The organism is Pseudomonas sp. BIGb0278 (assembly GCF_024809895.1).
Classification (GTDB): domain Bacteria; phylum Pseudomonadota; class Gammaproteobacteria; order Pseudomonadales; family Pseudomonadaceae; genus Aquipseudomonas; species Aquipseudomonas shirazensis.
In genome coordinates this window covers 1,015,944-1,031,467 of sequence record NZ_JANUEL010000001.1, presented here as the reverse complement: position 1 = coordinate 1,031,467, position 15,524 = coordinate 1,015,944, and the positions used below count along the sequence as shown (strand labels likewise).

Below are 15,524 nucleotides of genomic sequence, written 5' to 3'. Positions count from 1 at the left end.
ATTGCTTGTTGCGTGCGCGGACCGCAGAGCGGCCCCGCTGCGCTTACTTCAAGACAGCCAGGACCGCCTCGTAGTTCGGCTCTTCGGCGATTTCGCCAACCAGCTCGCTGTGCAGCACTTTGTCGTTCTCGTCGATGACGACAACAGCGCGTGCCGCCAGGCCAGCCAGCGGGCCGTCAGCAATGGCTACGCCGTAGTTTTCGAGGAATTCGCGGCCACGCAGGGTCGACAGGTTCTGGACGTTTTCCAGGCCTTCGGCACCGCAGAAGCGCGCCTGAGCAAACGGCAGGTCGGCCGATACGCACAGCACAACGGTGTTGTTCAGCTCGTTGGCCTGGGCGTTGAACTTGCGCACGGAAGTCGCGCAGGTTGGCGTGTCAACGCTTGGGAAGATGTTCAGCACTTTGCGCTTGCCGGCGTAGTCTTGCAGCGACTTGTCAGCCAGGCCATCACCAACCAGCGAGAACGCAGGTGCCTGAGCGCCAGCTTGCGGGAGGTTGCCTTTGACCTGAACCGGGTTGCCTTTGAGGGTCACTTGAGCCATGAGCGGAATCCTTATGCGGGTGTTTGAAAAGGACACCGAGTTAAGCATGAAGAGGCGCTCAAGCCTATGGGTAGCGATGAAATTGTTCTACTGCCGGGGAATTCGTGTGAACAAAAAAATGCCCGGAGCGCAGCAGGCGGTCCGGGCATCCTCTTATATGGAAGCCATCACCAGCCGAGCACGCTGGCGGCCAGCGAGTAGACTACGGAGCTGATCGCGACCAGGCCGACGAAGACCACAAACAGGTTGGACATCGCCCCGCTGTACTTGCGCATCGACGGCACCTTGCGGATGGCGTACATCGGCATCAGGAACAGCAGCGCGGCAATGATCGGCCCGCCAAACGATTCGATCATGCCCAGGATGCTCGGGTTGAGGGTAGCGACGATCCAGCACACCACCAGCATCAGCGCTGCCACCATGCGGTCCAGAGCCTTGGCCCCGGGGCGCAGGCCAGTCTTGCCGATAATGCCTTTGAGGCCTTCGCTGGCACCGATGTAGTGGCCCAGGAACGACTTGGCGATGGCAATGAAGGCAATCAGCGGTGCAGCAAAGGCAATGGTCGGGTTGCTGAAGTGGTTGGCCAGGTACGACAGGATCGACAGGTTCTGCGCCTTGGCTTCGGCCAACTGGGCGCTGTCCAGGGTCAGCACGCAACTGAATACGAAGAACAGCACCATCGCCACCATCAACAGGTGCGCACGCGACAGGATCTGCCCGCTGCGCTCGTCGGCGTGCTCGCCGTAACGGCGCTTCTGGTCGACAGCAAACGCGGAAATGATCGGCGAGTGGTTGAACGAGAACACCATCACCGGGATTGCCAGCCACACGGTGTGCAGGAACGCCGAGCCCGATGGCACCTGCATCGCGGTATCGAGAATACCGCCACTCCAGTGCGGCACCAGGTACAGCGCCAGCAAGGCCAGGGCGACGATGAACGGGTACACCAGCAGGCTCATGACCTTGACCGTAGCCTGTTCACCGCAACGCACGATGGCCAGCAGGCCGAGGATCAAGCCAAACGACAACAACACCCGCGGTGGCGGGGTCATGTGCAGTTGATGCTCCATGAAGCTGCTGACGGTGTTGGTCAGGGCCACGCTGTAGATCAACAGGATCGGGAAGATCGCGAAGAAGTACAGCACGGTGATCAGCGCGCCAGCCTTGAGGCCGAAATGCTCCTCGACCACCTCGGTGATGTCGCCGCCACGCCCGGACAGCACGAAGCGGGTCAAGCCGCGGTGGGCGTAATAAGTCATCGGGAACGCCAGCGCGGCGAGGATCAGCAGCGGCCAGAAACCGCCCAGGCCTGCGTTGATCGGCAGGAACAGGGTGCCGGCGCCAATCGCGGTGCCAAACAGGCCGAGCATCCAGGTGGTATCTTGTCGTGCCCAGCTGCCGAGGGTGGCACTGGTGGTTTGTTCGAAGCGTTGTTCAACGCTTGAGGCCTGCTCATTCATCCGGGTGCAACTCCACTCGCAAGACTGCAACAGGCTGAGCGTGGCGAAACACTAGGCTCGCGCACCTCAACCGAAAAAGAGGGGCGCGATTGTGCACTGAAAGGTGGCGCTTGCGAAGCCCTGTCCGAGCGGCGGTTGCACTTGTCATGACAACCCAGGGGCAACCCCGTGTTGCCAGACCGGCTGGAAGGGGCCGATTGCCGGCCCCTGCCCTGATTAGCGCTGGACTGCGGCGAACGCCTCGGCAACCTGGCGCAGGTTGCTTGGACGCAGGCCGGACATGCACACCCGGCCACTGTCGATCAGGTAAACGCCGAACTCGTCACGCAAACGGCGGACCTGCTCGACGCTGAAGCCGGTGTAGCTGAACATGCCGCGCTGTTCGAGGAAGAATGTGAAGTCCTGCCCTGGCAGCAGCTCACCGAGCAGGTCGACCAAACCTTGGCGCATCTCGAGGATACGCAGGCGCATCACTTCGACTTCTGCTGCCCACTGTGCATTGAGGCTGGCATCGCCGAGCACGCCGGCAACCAGTTGCGCACCGAATGCTGGTGGGCTGGAGTAGTTGCGGCGCACGGTTGCCTTGAGCTGGCCAAGCACGCTCTGGGTGCTGGCCTGGTCGTCGCACACCACCGACAGACCGCCAACGCGCTCGCCGTACAGCGAGAATATCTTCGAGAACGAGTTGCTGACCAGGCACGGCACGCCGGCACGGGCCATTTCGCGGATGGCGTAGGCATCCTGCTCCAGGCCTTCGCCGAAGCCTTGGTAGGCAATGTCGAGGAACGGGATCAGCTCGCGTGCCTTGACCACTTCGACAACCTGCTGCCACTGGCTCTGGTCCAGATCGACACCGGTCGGGTTGTGGCAGCACGGGTGCAGCAGCACCACGCTGTTTGCGGGCAGAGTCTGCAACGCAGCCAGCATGCCGGCGAAGTCGACGCCACGGGTAGTGGTGTCGAAGTACGGGTAGGTATTCACCTTGAAACCCGCACCTTCGAAGATGGCGCGATGGTTGTCCCAGGTCGGATTGCTGACCCAGACTTCGGACTGCGGGAAGTAACGCTTGAGGAAGTCGGCGCCGACTTTCAACGCGCCCGAGCCGCCTACGGTCTGCACGGTAGCCACACGGCCGCCGGTCACTGCCGGGTGGTCGTTACCAAACAGCAGCGCCTGGATCGCCTGGCGATAGCTGGCCAGACCTTCCATTGGCAGGTACAGCGAAGCCTCGTGAGGCTGGTTGGCCAGGCGTTTTTCAACCTCGGCCACTGCCGCCAACTGCGGCACGATGCCGGCAGCATCGTAGTACAGGCCGATGCTCAGGTTGACCTTGGCCGCACGCGGGTCGGCCTTGAAGGTTTCCATCAACGAGAGGATCGGATCGCCGGCATAGGCATCGACATGTTTGAACACAGCGCACAGCTCCTTGAATCAGCACAGTTCGGAAAAGCTTGAGCGAGGATACCCGGAGTCGGGGCAGAGAAACATCACCTTGCTGCAACGGGTCTGTGCAAGGTTGCACGGCCCAGGTATTTCAACCCATGCAACATGACGATCAGCCGAGCAATTGGCGCAGGCCCTGGAGCTCGGTTTCGCTCAGTGCGACACCTTCGCGCTCGGCCGTGGCACGCTCACGATAGCGCCGCTCGCCGGGCATGCGTGACAGGCCGGCCGCCTGCATCTGCTCCAGCAAATGACGGCTGCGCTGCGCAAAACGCTCGCCTTCGGCCTTGCTCGGGTCGATGACGATCAGCAGTTGCCCGGTCCATGGCGTCTTCGCCCCGGGATGCGCTGACCAGTCGAACTCCCAGGAGAAGTTACCGCCGGTCAGCGCCGCCGCGAGCAACTCGACCATCATCGACAGCGCGGAGCCTTTGTGGTCGCCAAACGGCAACAGCGCGCCGCCGTCGAGAATCGCCTGCGGGTCGGTGGTCGGCTGGCCCTTGGCGTCTACCCCCATGCCCAGCGGCAATTGCCGCCCCTCGCGGGCCGCGATCTGGATATCGCCATGGGCCATGGCGCTGGTGGCCATGTCGAACACGATCGGGTCATGCTCGGCGCAGGGCGCGGCAAAGGCAATCGGGTTGGTGCCGAACAACGGCTGGCGAGCACCGTGCGGGACTACACAGGTCATGCTGTTGACCACGCTCAAGGCCACCAGGCCTTCATCGGCGAACGGTTCGACGTCCGGCCACAGCGCCGCGAAGTGATGCGAGTTATGGATCGCCAACACCGCGATCCCGGCACTGCGCACCTTGGCCAGCAGCAACGGCCGCGCCGCCGCCAGCGCGGGCTGGGCGAAGCCACCGCCGGCATCGACGCGAACATAGCCGGAGGCGACGTCGGTCACCGCGGGCAACGCCTTGCCGTCAACCCAGCCACTGGCCAGCGTCGACACGTAGCCCGGGATACGAAACACCCCATGGCTATGAGCGCCGTCGCGTTGGGCACTGGCACAGTTGAATGCCAGCGCTGCCGCCACCGGCTCGCTGCAACCGTGCTGTTCAAGGATCGCCTGCAATAACGTCTGCAGTTCGGCAAAGGGCATGCGCACGGTACCGCTGGTCGAAGATGCAGACATCTGGAGCTCCTTGTTGAAATTGTTTGGCTCGGAGTGTGCCACGAGTGAAAACTGTCAGCCACATGACAGCTATCTGTCAATTGTTGACTTGATGACAGAAAACATTCATTTTCTATTCCACGCCCTACCCGACCGGAGTCCGACATGAGCCAATCGATCAAGCAACGCCTGGAGAACAGCCTGCACGGCGCAGCTGCCTCAGGCCGCACGATCGCCAGCTACATGCTCGGCAACCTGCATGAAGTGCCGTTCCAGACCTCCGCCAGCATCGCGGAAAAGCTCGGCGTCAGCGAATCCAGCGTAGGCCGCTTCTGCCGCTCGCTCGGCTACGCCCACCTCAAGGCGCTCAAGCAGGACCTGCAGAACGACCTCGGCGACGGGCCGTGGCTGGTCGGTGACCGCTTGCAGGAATACCGCCAGCAGCACGACGACAGCCAGAGCGCCGGCAGCCTGGAGCTGGAAATCGCCGCACTGGTGCGCGTCCATGAATACAGCCGTAGCGAGGCCTGGCACCGGGTTGCTCAGCGCCTGGCGCAGCGGCCACGGGTATATGTCGCAGGGTTTCAGACCGAACGCGGCGTCGCCCAGTGCATGACCCATTTGCTGCACTACCTGCGCGATGGCGTACAGGCTGTGGATGGCAGCGCCGGGCACTTTGGCGACGTGCTGCTGACTCGCCCCGAACACTGCGCGCTGGTGGTGTTCGAGGCCCGCCGCTATTCGCGCCATGCCCTGCTGCTGTGCCAGAAGGCACGCCAGGCAGGCATCCCGGTCACGCTGGTGACCGACACCTTCTGTGACTGGGCCGATGCCAACGCTGATGAGGTGTTCCGCATCCCCACCGAATTCAATCTGTTCTGGGAATCCACCTCGGCGATGCTGTCGTGGGTGCACCTGATGGTCAACGAGGTCTGCAAGAAGCTCGGGCCGGATGTTGAAAAACGCTTGGAAGCGACTGCCGCTCTACATAACGAGTTCGTCGGCTACACCTCGTGGCCCGCGGACAAACAACAATAGCAAGAGTGCAACCCAGAGGTGCGAGATGAACAAGACCATGGCTATGGTGGGTGCGTGTGCCCTGCTGCTGGCGGGTGCGGCCAGCGCCGAGACCCTGCGTTTCGCCACAGAGGGCGCTTATCCGCCCTTCAACTATGTCGATGCCGATAACAAGCTGCATGGCTTTGACATCGACATCACCCACGCCCTGTGCGAGCAGATGAAAGTCGAGTGCACGCTGGTGGCGCAAGACTGGGAAGGCATCATCCCGGCACTGATGGCGAAAAAGTACGATGCCGTAGTCGCCTCGATGATCGACACCGAAGAACGGCGCAAGAAGATCGCCTTCACCGACCACTACTACCGCACACCACTGTCCGTGGCGGTCGCCAAGGACAGCCCGATCACCGATGCCCAGACCGATTTCAAGGGCTACACGGTCGGCGCCCAGTCGTCCTCGACCCAGGCTATCTATGCCGAGGACGTGTATGGCCCGGCGGGCGCCAACGTCAAGCTCTACCCGACCATGGATGAGGCCAATGCCGACCTGGCTGCCGGCCGCCTGGACGGAGTCATCGCCGACAAGTTTCCGCTGCTCGACTGGCAGCAGAAAAACGGCAAGGACTGCTGCAAGGTGCTCGGTGACGTCAACCAGACCAAGGCCAATGCGGCGATTGCCGTACGCAAGGACGATGAGCAACTGCGCGAGCGGCTGAACAAGGCGCTGAGCGAGATTGTCGCCAACGGCACCTATCAGAAGATCGCCAGCAAGTACTTCGCCTTCGACATCTATAACTGATCGGTCAGCGCAAGGCAGGCTTCGCGCCGTGGGCGCCCTGCCTTGCGCGCCGCCACGTTCACCTGGCTGGGGAAACACCCATGCTCGATCAATTGTCTTTGTTGTCTTTTGCCAGCGGTGGTTGGGGCCCGGCGTTGCTGGCCGGCGCGCTGGTCACTGTGTCACTGGCGCTGGCCTGCCTGCCGATCGGCTTGCCGCTGGGACTGCTGGTGGCAATGGCCGCGCGCTCACGCAAGCGCCTGCCGCGGGCCTGGGCTACCACCTTTTCTACGGTGTTTCGCGGCCTGCCTGAACTGCTCACGCTGCTGATCATCTATTACGGCTGCCAGATCGCGGCACAAAGGCTGCTGGCGGCGATGGGCTATGAAGGTGAGGTACTGATCAATACCTTCCTGGCGGCCATGATCGCCTTCAGCCTGGTGTTTGCTGCGTTTTCCAGCGAAATCTGGCTGGCAGCGTTCAAGACCCTGCCCAAGGGCCAGCTCGAAGCCTGCTCGGCCCTGGGGCTGAGCAAACGCACCGGTTTTTTCAAGGTGGTACTGCCGCAACTGACCCGGATCGCCCTGCCCGGCCTGTCCAACAACTGGCTGTCGCTGCTAAAGGACACGTCGTTGGTCTCGACTATCTCGCTGGTCGACCTGATGCGCCAGACCAACCTCGCCGTCAGCGTGACCAAGGAGCCGATGTTCTTCTATGGCGTCGCCTGCCTGGGCTATCTGCTGTTCTCGGCGTTGTCCGGGCGCGTGTTTGCCTTCATCGAACGGCGCTATAGCCGCCACCTGCAAGGAGCGCGGGCATGAGCTTCGAACAATTACTGGCGCTGGTGGTCGACCCCGACCTGCTGCAGCGCTACGGGCCGCGCTTCATCGATGGTCTGCTGGTGACTGCCAAGCTGGTGGCCATTTCATTCACCCTCGGCGCCGTGCTTGGCCTGCTGCTGGCGCTGGCGCGGATTTCCAACAAGACCGTGCTCAATCGCATGGCGGCTGGCTATATCTACTTCTTCCGCGGTTCACCACTGCTCGCGCAGCTGTTTCTGCTGTATTACGGCCTTGGCTCGTTCAAGAGCTTTTGGCAGGACGTCGGGCTGTGGTGGTTCTTCCGTGAGGCCTGGTACTGCGCGCTGCTGGCATTCACCCTGAACACGGCCGCCTATCAGGCCGAGATCTTCCGCGGCAGCCTGCTGGCAATCGCCCCAGGCCAGTTCGAGGCCGCCCGCGCGCTCAACCTCAAGCGCGCGACCACGTTCTTCAAGGTGGTCATGCCGCAATCGCTGCTGGTCGCCATCGGCCCGCTGGGCAATGAGCTGATCCTGATGATCAAGGCCAGTGCGATTGCCTCGCTGGTCACCATCTACGACCTGATGGGCGTGACCAAGCTGGCGTTTTCGCGCAGCTTCGACTTCCAGATCTACCTGTGGGCCGCCGTGCTCTACCTGCTGATCGTGGAAATCGTCCGGCGCACCCTGAAATACCTGGAAGGCCGCCTCGGCCGCCACCTGAACTGACCCAAGGATACGCTCCATGCATTGCCAAACCATTGTTCTGGGCGCCGGGATCGTCGGTGTCAGTACCGCGCTGCAGTTGCAAGCGCGCGGCCGCCAGGTCGTTCTGATCGATCGTGACCAGCCCGGCAGCGGCACCAGCCATGGCAACGCCGGCCTGATCGAACGCTCCAGCGTCATCCCCTATGCCTTCCCGCGCAACGTCGGCGCACTGCTGCGCTATGGCCTGAACCGCCAGCCGGATGTGCGCTACAGCCTGTTGCACCTGCCCAAGGCGGCGCCCTGGCTGCTGCGTTACTGGCGCCAGTCAGCACCCGGCCGGCTGGCCGGCGCCGCCGCCGATATGCTGCCGCTGGTGCAGCGTAGCGTCGAGGAACACGACGCGCTGATTGACGCTGCCGGGCTGAGCGAACTGGTCCAGGCCAAAGGCTGGATCGAAGTGTTTCGCGACCCGAGGCTGTTCGTTCAGGCCAAGGAGGACGTAAAAAACCTGGCGCGCTATGGCCTGCAGTACGAAATCCTCGAACGTGACCAACTGCAGGCCCGCGAGCAGCAACTGGACGGCGGCGTGGTAGGCGGCATTCACTGGCTCGACCCGAAGACCGTGCGCAACCCTGGCGGCCTGACCCGCGGCTATGCCGCGCTGTTCGTCGAACGCGGCGGGCAGTTCCTCCATGGTGATGCGCGCAGCCTGCGCCAGCTTGACGGTCAGTGGCAGGTGCAGAGCCAGCGTGGCGCGGTCACGGCCGACGAGGTGGTGGTCTGCCTGGGGCCGCAATCGGCCGAGCTTTTCGGCCCGCTGGGCTATCGGTTCCCGCTGGGCATCAAGCGCGGCTATCACATGCACTATGGCACCCGCGGCGACGCGCAACTGCAGCATTCGATCTGCGACACCCAGGGTGGTTATGTGCTGGCGCCGATGGCGCAGGGCATCCGCCTGACTACCGGCATCGAGTTTGCGGCCAGCGACGCCCCGGCCAACGAGATCCAGTTGCAGCGCTGCGAAGCCCTGGCTCGTCGGCTGTTCCCCGCGCTCGGCGAACGCCTGGATGAGCAGCCCTGGCTGGGCCTGCGTCCCTGCCTGCCGGACATGCGCCCGATAATCGGCCCCGCACCGCGGCACAAGGGCCTGTGGTTCAACTTTGGCCACGCCCATCACGGCCTGACCCTCGGCCCGGTGACTGGCCGCCTGCTCGCCGAGATGATGACCGGCGAGCAGCCGTTCACCGACCCTGCGCCTTACCGCGCAGCGCGCTTTGACTAAACCAGCGGGAGAACAACAACATGACCGCACCTTTGAACCTTGCCAGCCTTGCCCCTGAAGCCGATAGCCGCCCAGTGCTGATCGACATAGAAGGCTTGAACAAACACTACGGCGCCTTCCACGTGCTGCGCGATATCAACCTGCAGGTCCGCGAAGGCGAGCGTATCGTCCTCTGCGGACCCTCCGGTTCAGGCAAATCGACCTTGATCCGCTGCATCAACCGCTTGGAGATCGCCGAGCAAGGCAGCGTTCATGTCGACGGCATCGACCTGGCCAAGCCCTCGCGTCAGGCCGCTCAGGTGCGCAGCGAAATCGGCATGGTGTTCCAGCACTTCAATTTGTTCCCGCACATGAGCGTGCTCGACAACTGCCTGCTGGCCCCAACCAGCGTGCGCGGGCTGTCGCGCAAGGACGCCGAAGAGCGGGCGCGGATGTACCTGAGCAAGGTCGGCATCGCCAGTCAGGCCGACAAATACCCCAGCCAGCTCTCCGGCGGCCAGCAGCAGCGCGTAGCGATTGCCCGTGCCCTGTGCATGAAGCCGCGGATCATGCTGTTCGATGAGCCAACCTCGGCGCTCGATCCGGAGATGGTCGCCGAAGTCCTGGATGTGCTGGTGAAGCTCGCAGGCACCGGCATGACCATGCTCTGCGTCACCCATGAAATGGGCTTTGCCCGCCAGGTGGCAGAGCGTGTGCTGTTTCTTGAGGGTGGCCAGATCATCGAAGACAGCCCGCCACAAACGTTTTTTGGGCAACCCAAAACTGCCAGGGCCCAGGCATTTCTCAAGCAGATTCTGCACTGATAAGCCGCAGTGCAAGGGCTGGATCATTGCAGCGCTGCAATGATCCAACTGCGTCGTTAATTATATTTACCAAAACCCCTGCCAAACCCTTGCCAGCCAAGGCTCCGCTTCCCTCAAGCGCCCTGAAACCGGCGCCAAAGCGCTCACGCCTCGTTTGACATATCGAACGGCTCTGGCAAGCTAGAGACAAGCCCCGACCGGCATCGTCTCCTTCAGCGAGCCGGCAGTGCTCGGGGCTCCAGGCCGCACACAAGGCCCAGGCCGTGCGCCTGCACAATATCGACAGGAAGCACCTGTCCCAAGGTGACATATGTCCAACAGCAACATTGGCAACAAGCAAACTTCCCTGCGCAAACCCGTCGTCCTGATGACCATGGGCAGCCAAGAGCGCAAAGGCCATGACTATCAGGTCATGACCCACAAATACATTACCCCCCTGGTCGACTTCGCCGACTGCCTGCCTGTGCTGGTTCCGACCTGCTGCGGCACCGATGACCTCGAGCGTTATCTGGATATGGCCGACGGCGTCTATCTGACCGGTGCTGGCAGCAACATCGACCCGGCCCTGTACGGCCAGGAGAACGAGACGCCAGGCAAAGGCCAGGACAAGAACCGCGATCTGTTCGACATCCCGCTGGTCAAACTGGCTCTGGCCCGTGGCCTGCCAATCTTCGGCATCTGCCGCGGCATGCAGGAAATCAACGTCGCACTGGGCGGCGATATCTACCAGAAGGTGTACGCCGAGCCGGGCTTCAACGATCACCGGGAAAACCCCGAGGATCCGGTTGAAGTGCAATACCAGGCCGTGCACAGCGTCACCATCAAGCCAGGCAGCTGGCTGCGGGATGCCTTGGGCACTGACCAGATCCGAGTCAACTCGTTGCATGGTCAAGGCCTGCGCAAACTGGGTGAGGGCCTTGAGCCGATCGCCCAGGCTGAAGACGGTTTGGTCGAAGCCATCCACGGCCCGAGCATCTCGCCCTTCCTGTTCGCTGTGCAGTGGCACCCCGAGTGGCAAGCGGCGAAAAACCCTGACTCGATCAAGATTTTCGAGGCGTTTGGCGATGCTTGCCGTGCTCAGGTCCGCAAGTCCCAGGCCAGCAAGCGCAACCAGGCTGCCTGAGTCCCTGCTTCGTTAGTTTGATCGCGGGGCGGCGCAAGGCCGCCCCCGCTTCCCCGGTCACCCTCTGCTGGTCCCAGAACACCTACCGTGGCAGCGCGGGGCGGGCGTGTGCCTGTCCCCGCGATCCTTTTTTCTGCCATCCGTGCAGAGATATGATGACTAACGGCTGCTTTATTATTTCCCTCCATCCCGCGCCCTGACCCACACCTATCCCCCTGCGAGTACCTGCCGCATTTGTGCGGAAAGCGACTACGAGAAAAAATCTGTGGCAAGGGACTAGTCATTTCTTAGGTTGTACGATAACTTACCTCTCAGATTGATTCACCACCCCAAAAGCGCCACAGGAAACCAATAACAATGAATCCACTAGAGCTGCAGTCCATCCTCTCCCACGGTCTGCTGTCGTTCCCGGTAACCGACTTCAATGCCCAGGGCGACTTCAATCAGGCGGGCTACATCAAGCGTCTGGAATGGCTTGCCCCGTATGGCGCGACTGCGCTGTTCGCCGCCGGCGGCACCGGTGAGTTCTTCTCCCTGGCCGCCAGCGAGTACAGCCAGGTGATCAAGACTGCAGTCGATACGTGCGAGCATTCGGTACCAATTCTGGCCGGCGTCGGTGGTTCTACTCGCCAGGCCATCGAGTACGCCCAGGAAGCCGAACGTCTGGGTGCCAAAGGTCTGTTGCTGCTGCCGCACTACCTGACCGAAGCCAGCCAGGACGGTGTAGCCGACCACGTTGAAGCCGTGTGCAAGTCGGTCAAGATCGGTGTAGTGGTCTACAACCGTAACGTCTGCCGCCTGACCGCGCCGCTGCTCGAGCGCTTGGCCGAGCGTTGCCCGAACCTGATCGGTTACAAGGATGGCCTGGGCGATATCGAGCTGATGGTGTCGATCCGTCGCCGCCTGGGCGATCGCTTCAGCTACCTCGGCGGCCTGCCGACCGCTGAAGTGTATGCAGCTGCCTACAAGGCGCTGGGTGTGCCGGTGTACTCTTCGGCGGTGTTCAACTTCGTGCCCAAGACCGCGATGGACTTCTACCATGCGATCGCTCGCGAAGATCACGCCACCGTCGGCAAACTGATTGATGACTTCTTCCTGCCGTACCTGGACATCCGTAACCGCAAAGCCGGCTATGCCGTCAGCATCGTCAAGGCCGGCGCCAAGATCGCCGGTTACGACGCAGGCCCAGTGCGTTCGCCACTGACCGACCTGACCGGCGAAGAGTATGAAATGCTCGCCGCCCTTATGGACAAGATGGGCCCGCAATAAGCGACCCCGCGGCCTGCCAATGCCGCAACCGGAGCGAGGCCACGCCCGCTCCGGTCTTATCGATCCCCGCACAAAAATAACTAGTGGGAGTACACCTTCATGCAAGCGACGAAAAAAACGCATGTACGTTATCTGATCTTGTTCATGCTCTTCGTCGTGACCACGATCAACTATGCAGACCGAGCGACCATTTCGATCGCTGGCTCCAGTCTGCAGAAAGATTTAGGGATAGACGCGGTCACCCTCGGTTATATCTTCTCGGCCTTCGGCTGGGCCTACGTGCTCGGGCAAATCCCCGGCGGCTGGCTGCTCGACCGCTTCGGTTCAAAGAAGGTTTACGCCTTCAGTATCTTTACCTGGTCGCTGTTCACTGTGCTGCAGGGGTTTGTCGGTTACCTACCGGTGGCCAACGCGATCATCGCCCTGTTCATGCTGCGCTTCATGGTCGGTTTTGCCGAGGCGCCGTCGTTCCCGGGTAACGCCCGCATCGTGGCGGCCTGGTTCCCGACTGCTGAACGCGGCACCGCATCGGCCATCTTCAACTCGGCGCAGTACTTCGCCACTGTCCTGTTCGCACCGCTGATGGGCTGGATCGTCCATGCCTGGGGCTGGGAACACGTATTCGTGGTCATGGGCGTACTGGGTATCGCCTTCTCGGCGGCCTGGATGAAGCTGATCTACAACCCTAAAGAACACCCGATGATCAGTGCCGAAGAACTCGACCATATCGAGCGCAACGGCGGCCTGGTCGACATGGATAAACCCAAGGCAGCCGGCGCCAGCGGGCCGAAGTGGGCCTACATCAAGCAGCTGCTGAGCAGTCGCATGATGGTCGGTATCTATCTTGGCCAGTACTGCATCAACGGCATCACCTACTTCTTCCTGACCTGGTTCCCGGTGTATCTGGTGCAGGAACGCGGCATGTCGATCCTCAAGGCGGGCATCATCGCTTCGTTGCCAGCGATCTGCGGCTTCGTCGGCGGTGTATTGGGTGGCGTATTGTCTGATGGTCTGCTGCGTCGTGGTCATTCACTGACCTTCGCCCGCAAGGCGCCGATCGTGGTCGGCCTGTTGCTCTCTACCAGCATGGTCATCTGCAACTACGTCGACGCCGAATGGATGGTGGTGGCGATCATGGCCCTGGCGTTCTTCGGCAAAGGCCTTGGTGCGCTGGGCTGGGCGGTGGTATCGGACACCTCGCCCAAGCAGATCGCCGGGCTGTCCGGCGGCATGTTCAACACCTTCGGCAACATCGCCTCGATCACCACGCCGATCATCATCGGTTACATCATCAGCGCTACTGGCTCGTTCAAGTGGGCCCTGGTGTATGTCGGTGCCAACGCCCTGATCGCGGTGCTGAGCTACCTGGTGATCGTCGGCCCGATAAAACGTATCGAGCTGCGTGACGTGCCCAACGATGAACCGGCTCAGCCGACCAGCAGCGAACTGGCCAGCTCGCGCCACTGAGTGATTGCGCCTGCACCTGCTGAAGCGGGTGCAGGCGTCTCGAACAAAGCCTGAGATAACTACAAGAAGGGCCTGAACATGCAGCTGATCGAAACTTCCGACTCGCCCCGCTACGTGCGCCTGCACGAGGATGACAACGTAGTGGTGGTGGTCAACGACGGTGGCCTGGGCGAAGGCGCCCGCTTTGCCGACGGCCTGACCCTGGTTGAAGCAGTACCACAAAGCCACAAGGTCGCCACGCTGGATATCGCCCAGGGCGAACCGGTGCGGCGCTACGGGCAGATCATCGGCTATGCCCTGGAACCGCTGCGCAAAGGCAGCTGGGTGCAGGAAAGCCAGCTGGCGATGCCCGCCGCCCCCGAACTCGACAGCCTGCCGCGCTGTGACGCCGTCCCTGCCCCTCTGACGCCGCTGGAGGGTTTTACCTTTGAAGGGTTCCGCAACGCCGATGGCACCGTCGGTACGCGTAATATTCTTGGCATCACCACCACCGTGCAATGCGTGACCGGCGTGCTCGACCATGCGGTCAAGCGCATCCGCAGCGAGTTGCTGCCCAAATACCCCAATGTCGATGATGTGGTGGCACTGACTCACAGCTATGGCTGCGGCGTGGCAATCAATGCCCGTGATGCCTACATCCCGATCCGCACCGTGCGCAACCTGGCGCGTAACCCGAACCTGGGCGGCGAAGCCCTGGTTATCAGCCTGGGCTGCGAGAAACTGCAGGCCGGCCAGGTCATGCATGAAAACGACCCCTCGGTAGACCTCAGCGACCCGTGGCTGTACCGCCTGCAGGACGCCAGCCTCGGTTTTGTCGAAATGATCGAACAGATCATGGCGCTGGCCGAAGCGCGTCTGATCAAGCTCGACCAGCGCCGCCGCGAGACCGTACCGGCCGCAGAGCTGATCCTGGGCATGCAATGCGGCGGCAGCGATGCCTTCTCCGGTATCACCGCCAACCCCGCGCTGGGTTTTGCCGCCGACCTGCTGGTGCGCGCCGGTGCCACCGTGCTGTTCTCGGAAGTATCCGAAGTCCGCGATGCCATCTACATGCTTACTTCCCGCGCGCAAACACCGGCCGTAGCCGATGCACTGGTGCGCGAGATGGACTGGTACGACCGTTACCTGGAGCAAGGCGCGGCCGACCGCAGCGCCAATACCACCCCGGGCAACAAGAAAGGTGGCCTGTCGAATATCGTCGAGAAGTCGCTGGGCTCGATCGTCAAGTCCGGCAGCGGCGCCATTCAAGGGGTGGTTGGCCCGGGTGAACGGGTCGAGCGCAAGGGCCTGATCTTCTGCGCAACCCCTGCCAGCGATTTTGTCTGCGGCACCCTGCAACTGGCGGCGGGGATGAACCTGCACGTGTTCACCACCGGCCGCGGTACGCCGTACGGGCTGGCCATGGCGCCGGTGGTCAAGGTGTGTACCCGCACCGAGCTGGCCCAGCGCTGGCCAGACCTGATCGACATCGACGCCGGGCGCATCGCCACCGGCCGCTCGAGCATCGAAGAGTTGGGCTGGGAGCTGTTCCATTACTACCTGGACGTGGCCAGCGGCCGCAAGCAGACCTGGGCCGAACAGCACCGCCTGCACAACGACATCACCCTGTTCAACCCGGCACCGATCACCTGATCGCTTTGCCCTCTGCCGCCGCGCTTGCAGCGTGGGCCGCAGAGGGATCTGTCCTATCCATTGTGTACTTCAACAGGAGCAA

At 62.3% G+C, this 15,524-nt stretch carries 14 protein-coding genes; 10 read left to right on the top strand and 4 right to left on the bottom strand.

Translation table 11 applies throughout. From position 1 onward, the window contains the following. Positions 1–43: 43 nt before the first annotated feature. From tpx to M2396_RS04760, 4 genes are all read right to left on the bottom strand, one after another. Positions 44–544: a thiol peroxidase gene (gene tpx / locus M2396_RS04775; protein WP_101319724.1), complete on the bottom strand. Its 501-nt coding sequence runs from the start codon at positions 542–544 to the stop codon at positions 44–46. Positions 545–711: 167 nt separating this feature from the next. After that, a complete protein-coding gene (locus M2396_RS04770; RefSeq protein ID WP_101319726.1) occupies positions 712–2,004 on the bottom strand; it encodes a serine/threonine transporter in 1,293 nt (430 codons plus the stop codon). Between the two features lie 216 nt (positions 2,005–2,220). Next, complete coding sequence (locus M2396_RS04765) at positions 2,221–3,417, bottom strand: amino acid aminotransferase (RefSeq protein WP_150571723.1); 1,197 nt, start codon at positions 3,415–3,417, stop codon at positions 2,221–2,223. Between the two features lie 142 nt (positions 3,418–3,559). After that, positions 3,560–4,585 (bottom strand): Ldh family oxidoreductase, encoded by a 1,026-nt coding sequence (locus tag M2396_RS04760; protein WP_150571724.1) that lies wholly within the window; start codon positions 4,583–4,585, stop codon positions 3,560–3,562. Between the two features lie 144 nt (positions 4,586–4,729). On the opposite strand from M2396_RS04760, the gene M2396_RS04755 reads away from it, so the two are divergent. The 10 genes from M2396_RS04755 to garD all read left to right on the top strand — a co-directional run bounded on the left by M2396_RS04755 (position 4,730) and on the right by garD (position 15,442). Further along, entirely contained in the window at positions 4,730–5,602 is an 873-nt protein-coding gene (locus M2396_RS04755) for a MurR/RpiR family transcriptional regulator (RefSeq protein ID WP_150571725.1), read from the top strand. Positions 5,603–5,627: 25 nt separating this feature from the next. Continuing rightward, the gene (locus M2396_RS04750; protein ID WP_259073470.1) at positions 5,628–6,380 is read left to right on the top strand and encodes a transporter substrate-binding domain-containing protein; all 753 of its coding nucleotides are present in this window, start codon (positions 5,628–5,630) and stop codon (positions 6,378–6,380) included. A gap of 80 nt (positions 6,381–6,460) precedes the next feature. After that, positions 6,461–7,180, top strand: a complete 720-nt coding sequence (locus M2396_RS04745) for an ABC transporter permease (RefSeq protein WP_259073468.1) — start codon at positions 6,461–6,463, stop codon at positions 7,178–7,180. Next, on the top strand, positions 7,177–7,887 hold the full coding sequence (locus M2396_RS04740; protein WP_259073466.1) for an ABC transporter permease: 711 nt from the start codon (positions 7,177–7,179) through the stop codon (positions 7,885–7,887). The genes M2396_RS04745 and M2396_RS04740 overlap by 4 nt, the downstream gene beginning before the upstream one ends. Positions 7,888–7,903: 16 nt before the next feature. Further along, on the top strand, positions 7,904–9,148 hold the full coding sequence (locus M2396_RS04735) for an FAD-binding oxidoreductase (protein WP_259073464.1): 1,245 nt from the start codon (positions 7,904–7,906) through the stop codon (positions 9,146–9,148). Between the two features lie 20 nt (positions 9,149–9,168). Continuing rightward, positions 9,169–9,951 (top strand): amino acid ABC transporter ATP-binding protein, encoded by a 783-nt coding sequence (locus tag M2396_RS04730; RefSeq protein WP_150569138.1) that lies wholly within the window; start codon positions 9,169–9,171, stop codon positions 9,949–9,951. A gap of 310 nt (positions 9,952–10,261) precedes the next feature. Further along, a complete protein-coding gene (locus M2396_RS04725) occupies positions 10,262–11,074 on the top strand; it encodes a gamma-glutamyl-gamma-aminobutyrate hydrolase family protein (protein ID WP_188036069.1) in 813 nt (270 codons plus the stop codon). Positions 11,075–11,431: 357 nt separating this feature from the next. Then, positions 11,432–12,343, top strand: coding sequence for a 5-dehydro-4-deoxyglucarate dehydratase (kdgD, locus tag M2396_RS04720; RefSeq protein ID WP_150569136.1), 912 nt, complete (start codon positions 11,432–11,434; stop codon positions 12,341–12,343). Positions 12,344–12,442: 99 nt separating this feature from the next. Beyond that, the gene (locus M2396_RS04715; protein ID WP_259073462.1) at positions 12,443–13,810 is read left to right on the top strand and encodes an MFS transporter; all 1,368 of its coding nucleotides are present in this window, start codon (positions 12,443–12,445) and stop codon (positions 13,808–13,810) included. 78 nt (positions 13,811–13,888) lie between these two features. Further along, complete coding sequence (garD, locus tag M2396_RS04710) at positions 13,889–15,442, top strand: galactarate dehydratase (protein ID WP_259073461.1); 1,554 nt, start codon at positions 13,889–13,891, stop codon at positions 15,440–15,442. The last annotated feature ends 82 nt before the right edge of the window (positions 15,443–15,524 follow it).

What these genes read in the sequence shown, in the direction of transcription:
- M2396_RS04735 (WP_259073464.1), top strand. Translation starts at nt 7,904, where the DNA reads ATGCATTGCCAAACCATTGTTCTGGGCGCCGGGATCGTCGGTGTCAGT.
- garD (WP_259073461.1), top strand. Translation starts at nt 13,889, where the DNA reads ATGCAGCTGATCGAAACTTCCGACTCGCCCCGCTACGTGCGCCTGCAC.
- M2396_RS04770 (WP_101319726.1), bottom strand. Translation starts at nt 2,004, where the DNA reads ATGAATGAGCAGGCCTCAAGCGTTGAACAACGCTTCGAACAAACCACC.
- M2396_RS04755 (WP_150571725.1), top strand. Translation starts at nt 4,730, where the DNA reads ATGAGCCAATCGATCAAGCAACGCCTGGAGAACAGCCTGCACGGCGCA.
- M2396_RS04730 (WP_150569138.1), top strand. Translation starts at nt 9,169, where the DNA reads ATGACCGCACCTTTGAACCTTGCCAGCCTTGCCCCTGAAGCCGATAGC.
- M2396_RS04760 (WP_150571724.1), bottom strand. Translation starts at nt 4,585, where the DNA reads ATGTCTGCATCTTCGACCAGCGGTACCGTGCGCATGCCCTTTGCCGAA.
- tpx (WP_101319724.1), bottom strand. Translation starts at nt 544, where the DNA reads ATGGCTCAAGTGACCCTCAAAGGCAACCCGGTTCAGGTCAAAGGCAAC.
- M2396_RS04750 (WP_259073470.1), top strand. Translation starts at nt 5,628, where the DNA reads ATGAACAAGACCATGGCTATGGTGGGTGCGTGTGCCCTGCTGCTGGCG.
- M2396_RS04715 (WP_259073462.1), top strand. Translation starts at nt 12,443, where the DNA reads ATGCAAGCGACGAAAAAAACGCATGTACGTTATCTGATCTTGTTCATG.
- kdgD (WP_150569136.1), top strand. Translation starts at nt 11,432, where the DNA reads ATGAATCCACTAGAGCTGCAGTCCATCCTCTCCCACGGTCTGCTGTCG.
- M2396_RS04740 (WP_259073466.1), top strand. Translation starts at nt 7,177, where the DNA reads ATGAGCTTCGAACAATTACTGGCGCTGGTGGTCGACCCCGACCTGCTG.
- M2396_RS04745 (WP_259073468.1), top strand. Translation starts at nt 6,461, where the DNA reads ATGCTCGATCAATTGTCTTTGTTGTCTTTTGCCAGCGGTGGTTGGGGC.
- M2396_RS04725 (WP_188036069.1), top strand. Translation starts at nt 10,262, where the DNA reads ATGTCCAACAGCAACATTGGCAACAAGCAAACTTCCCTGCGCAAACCC.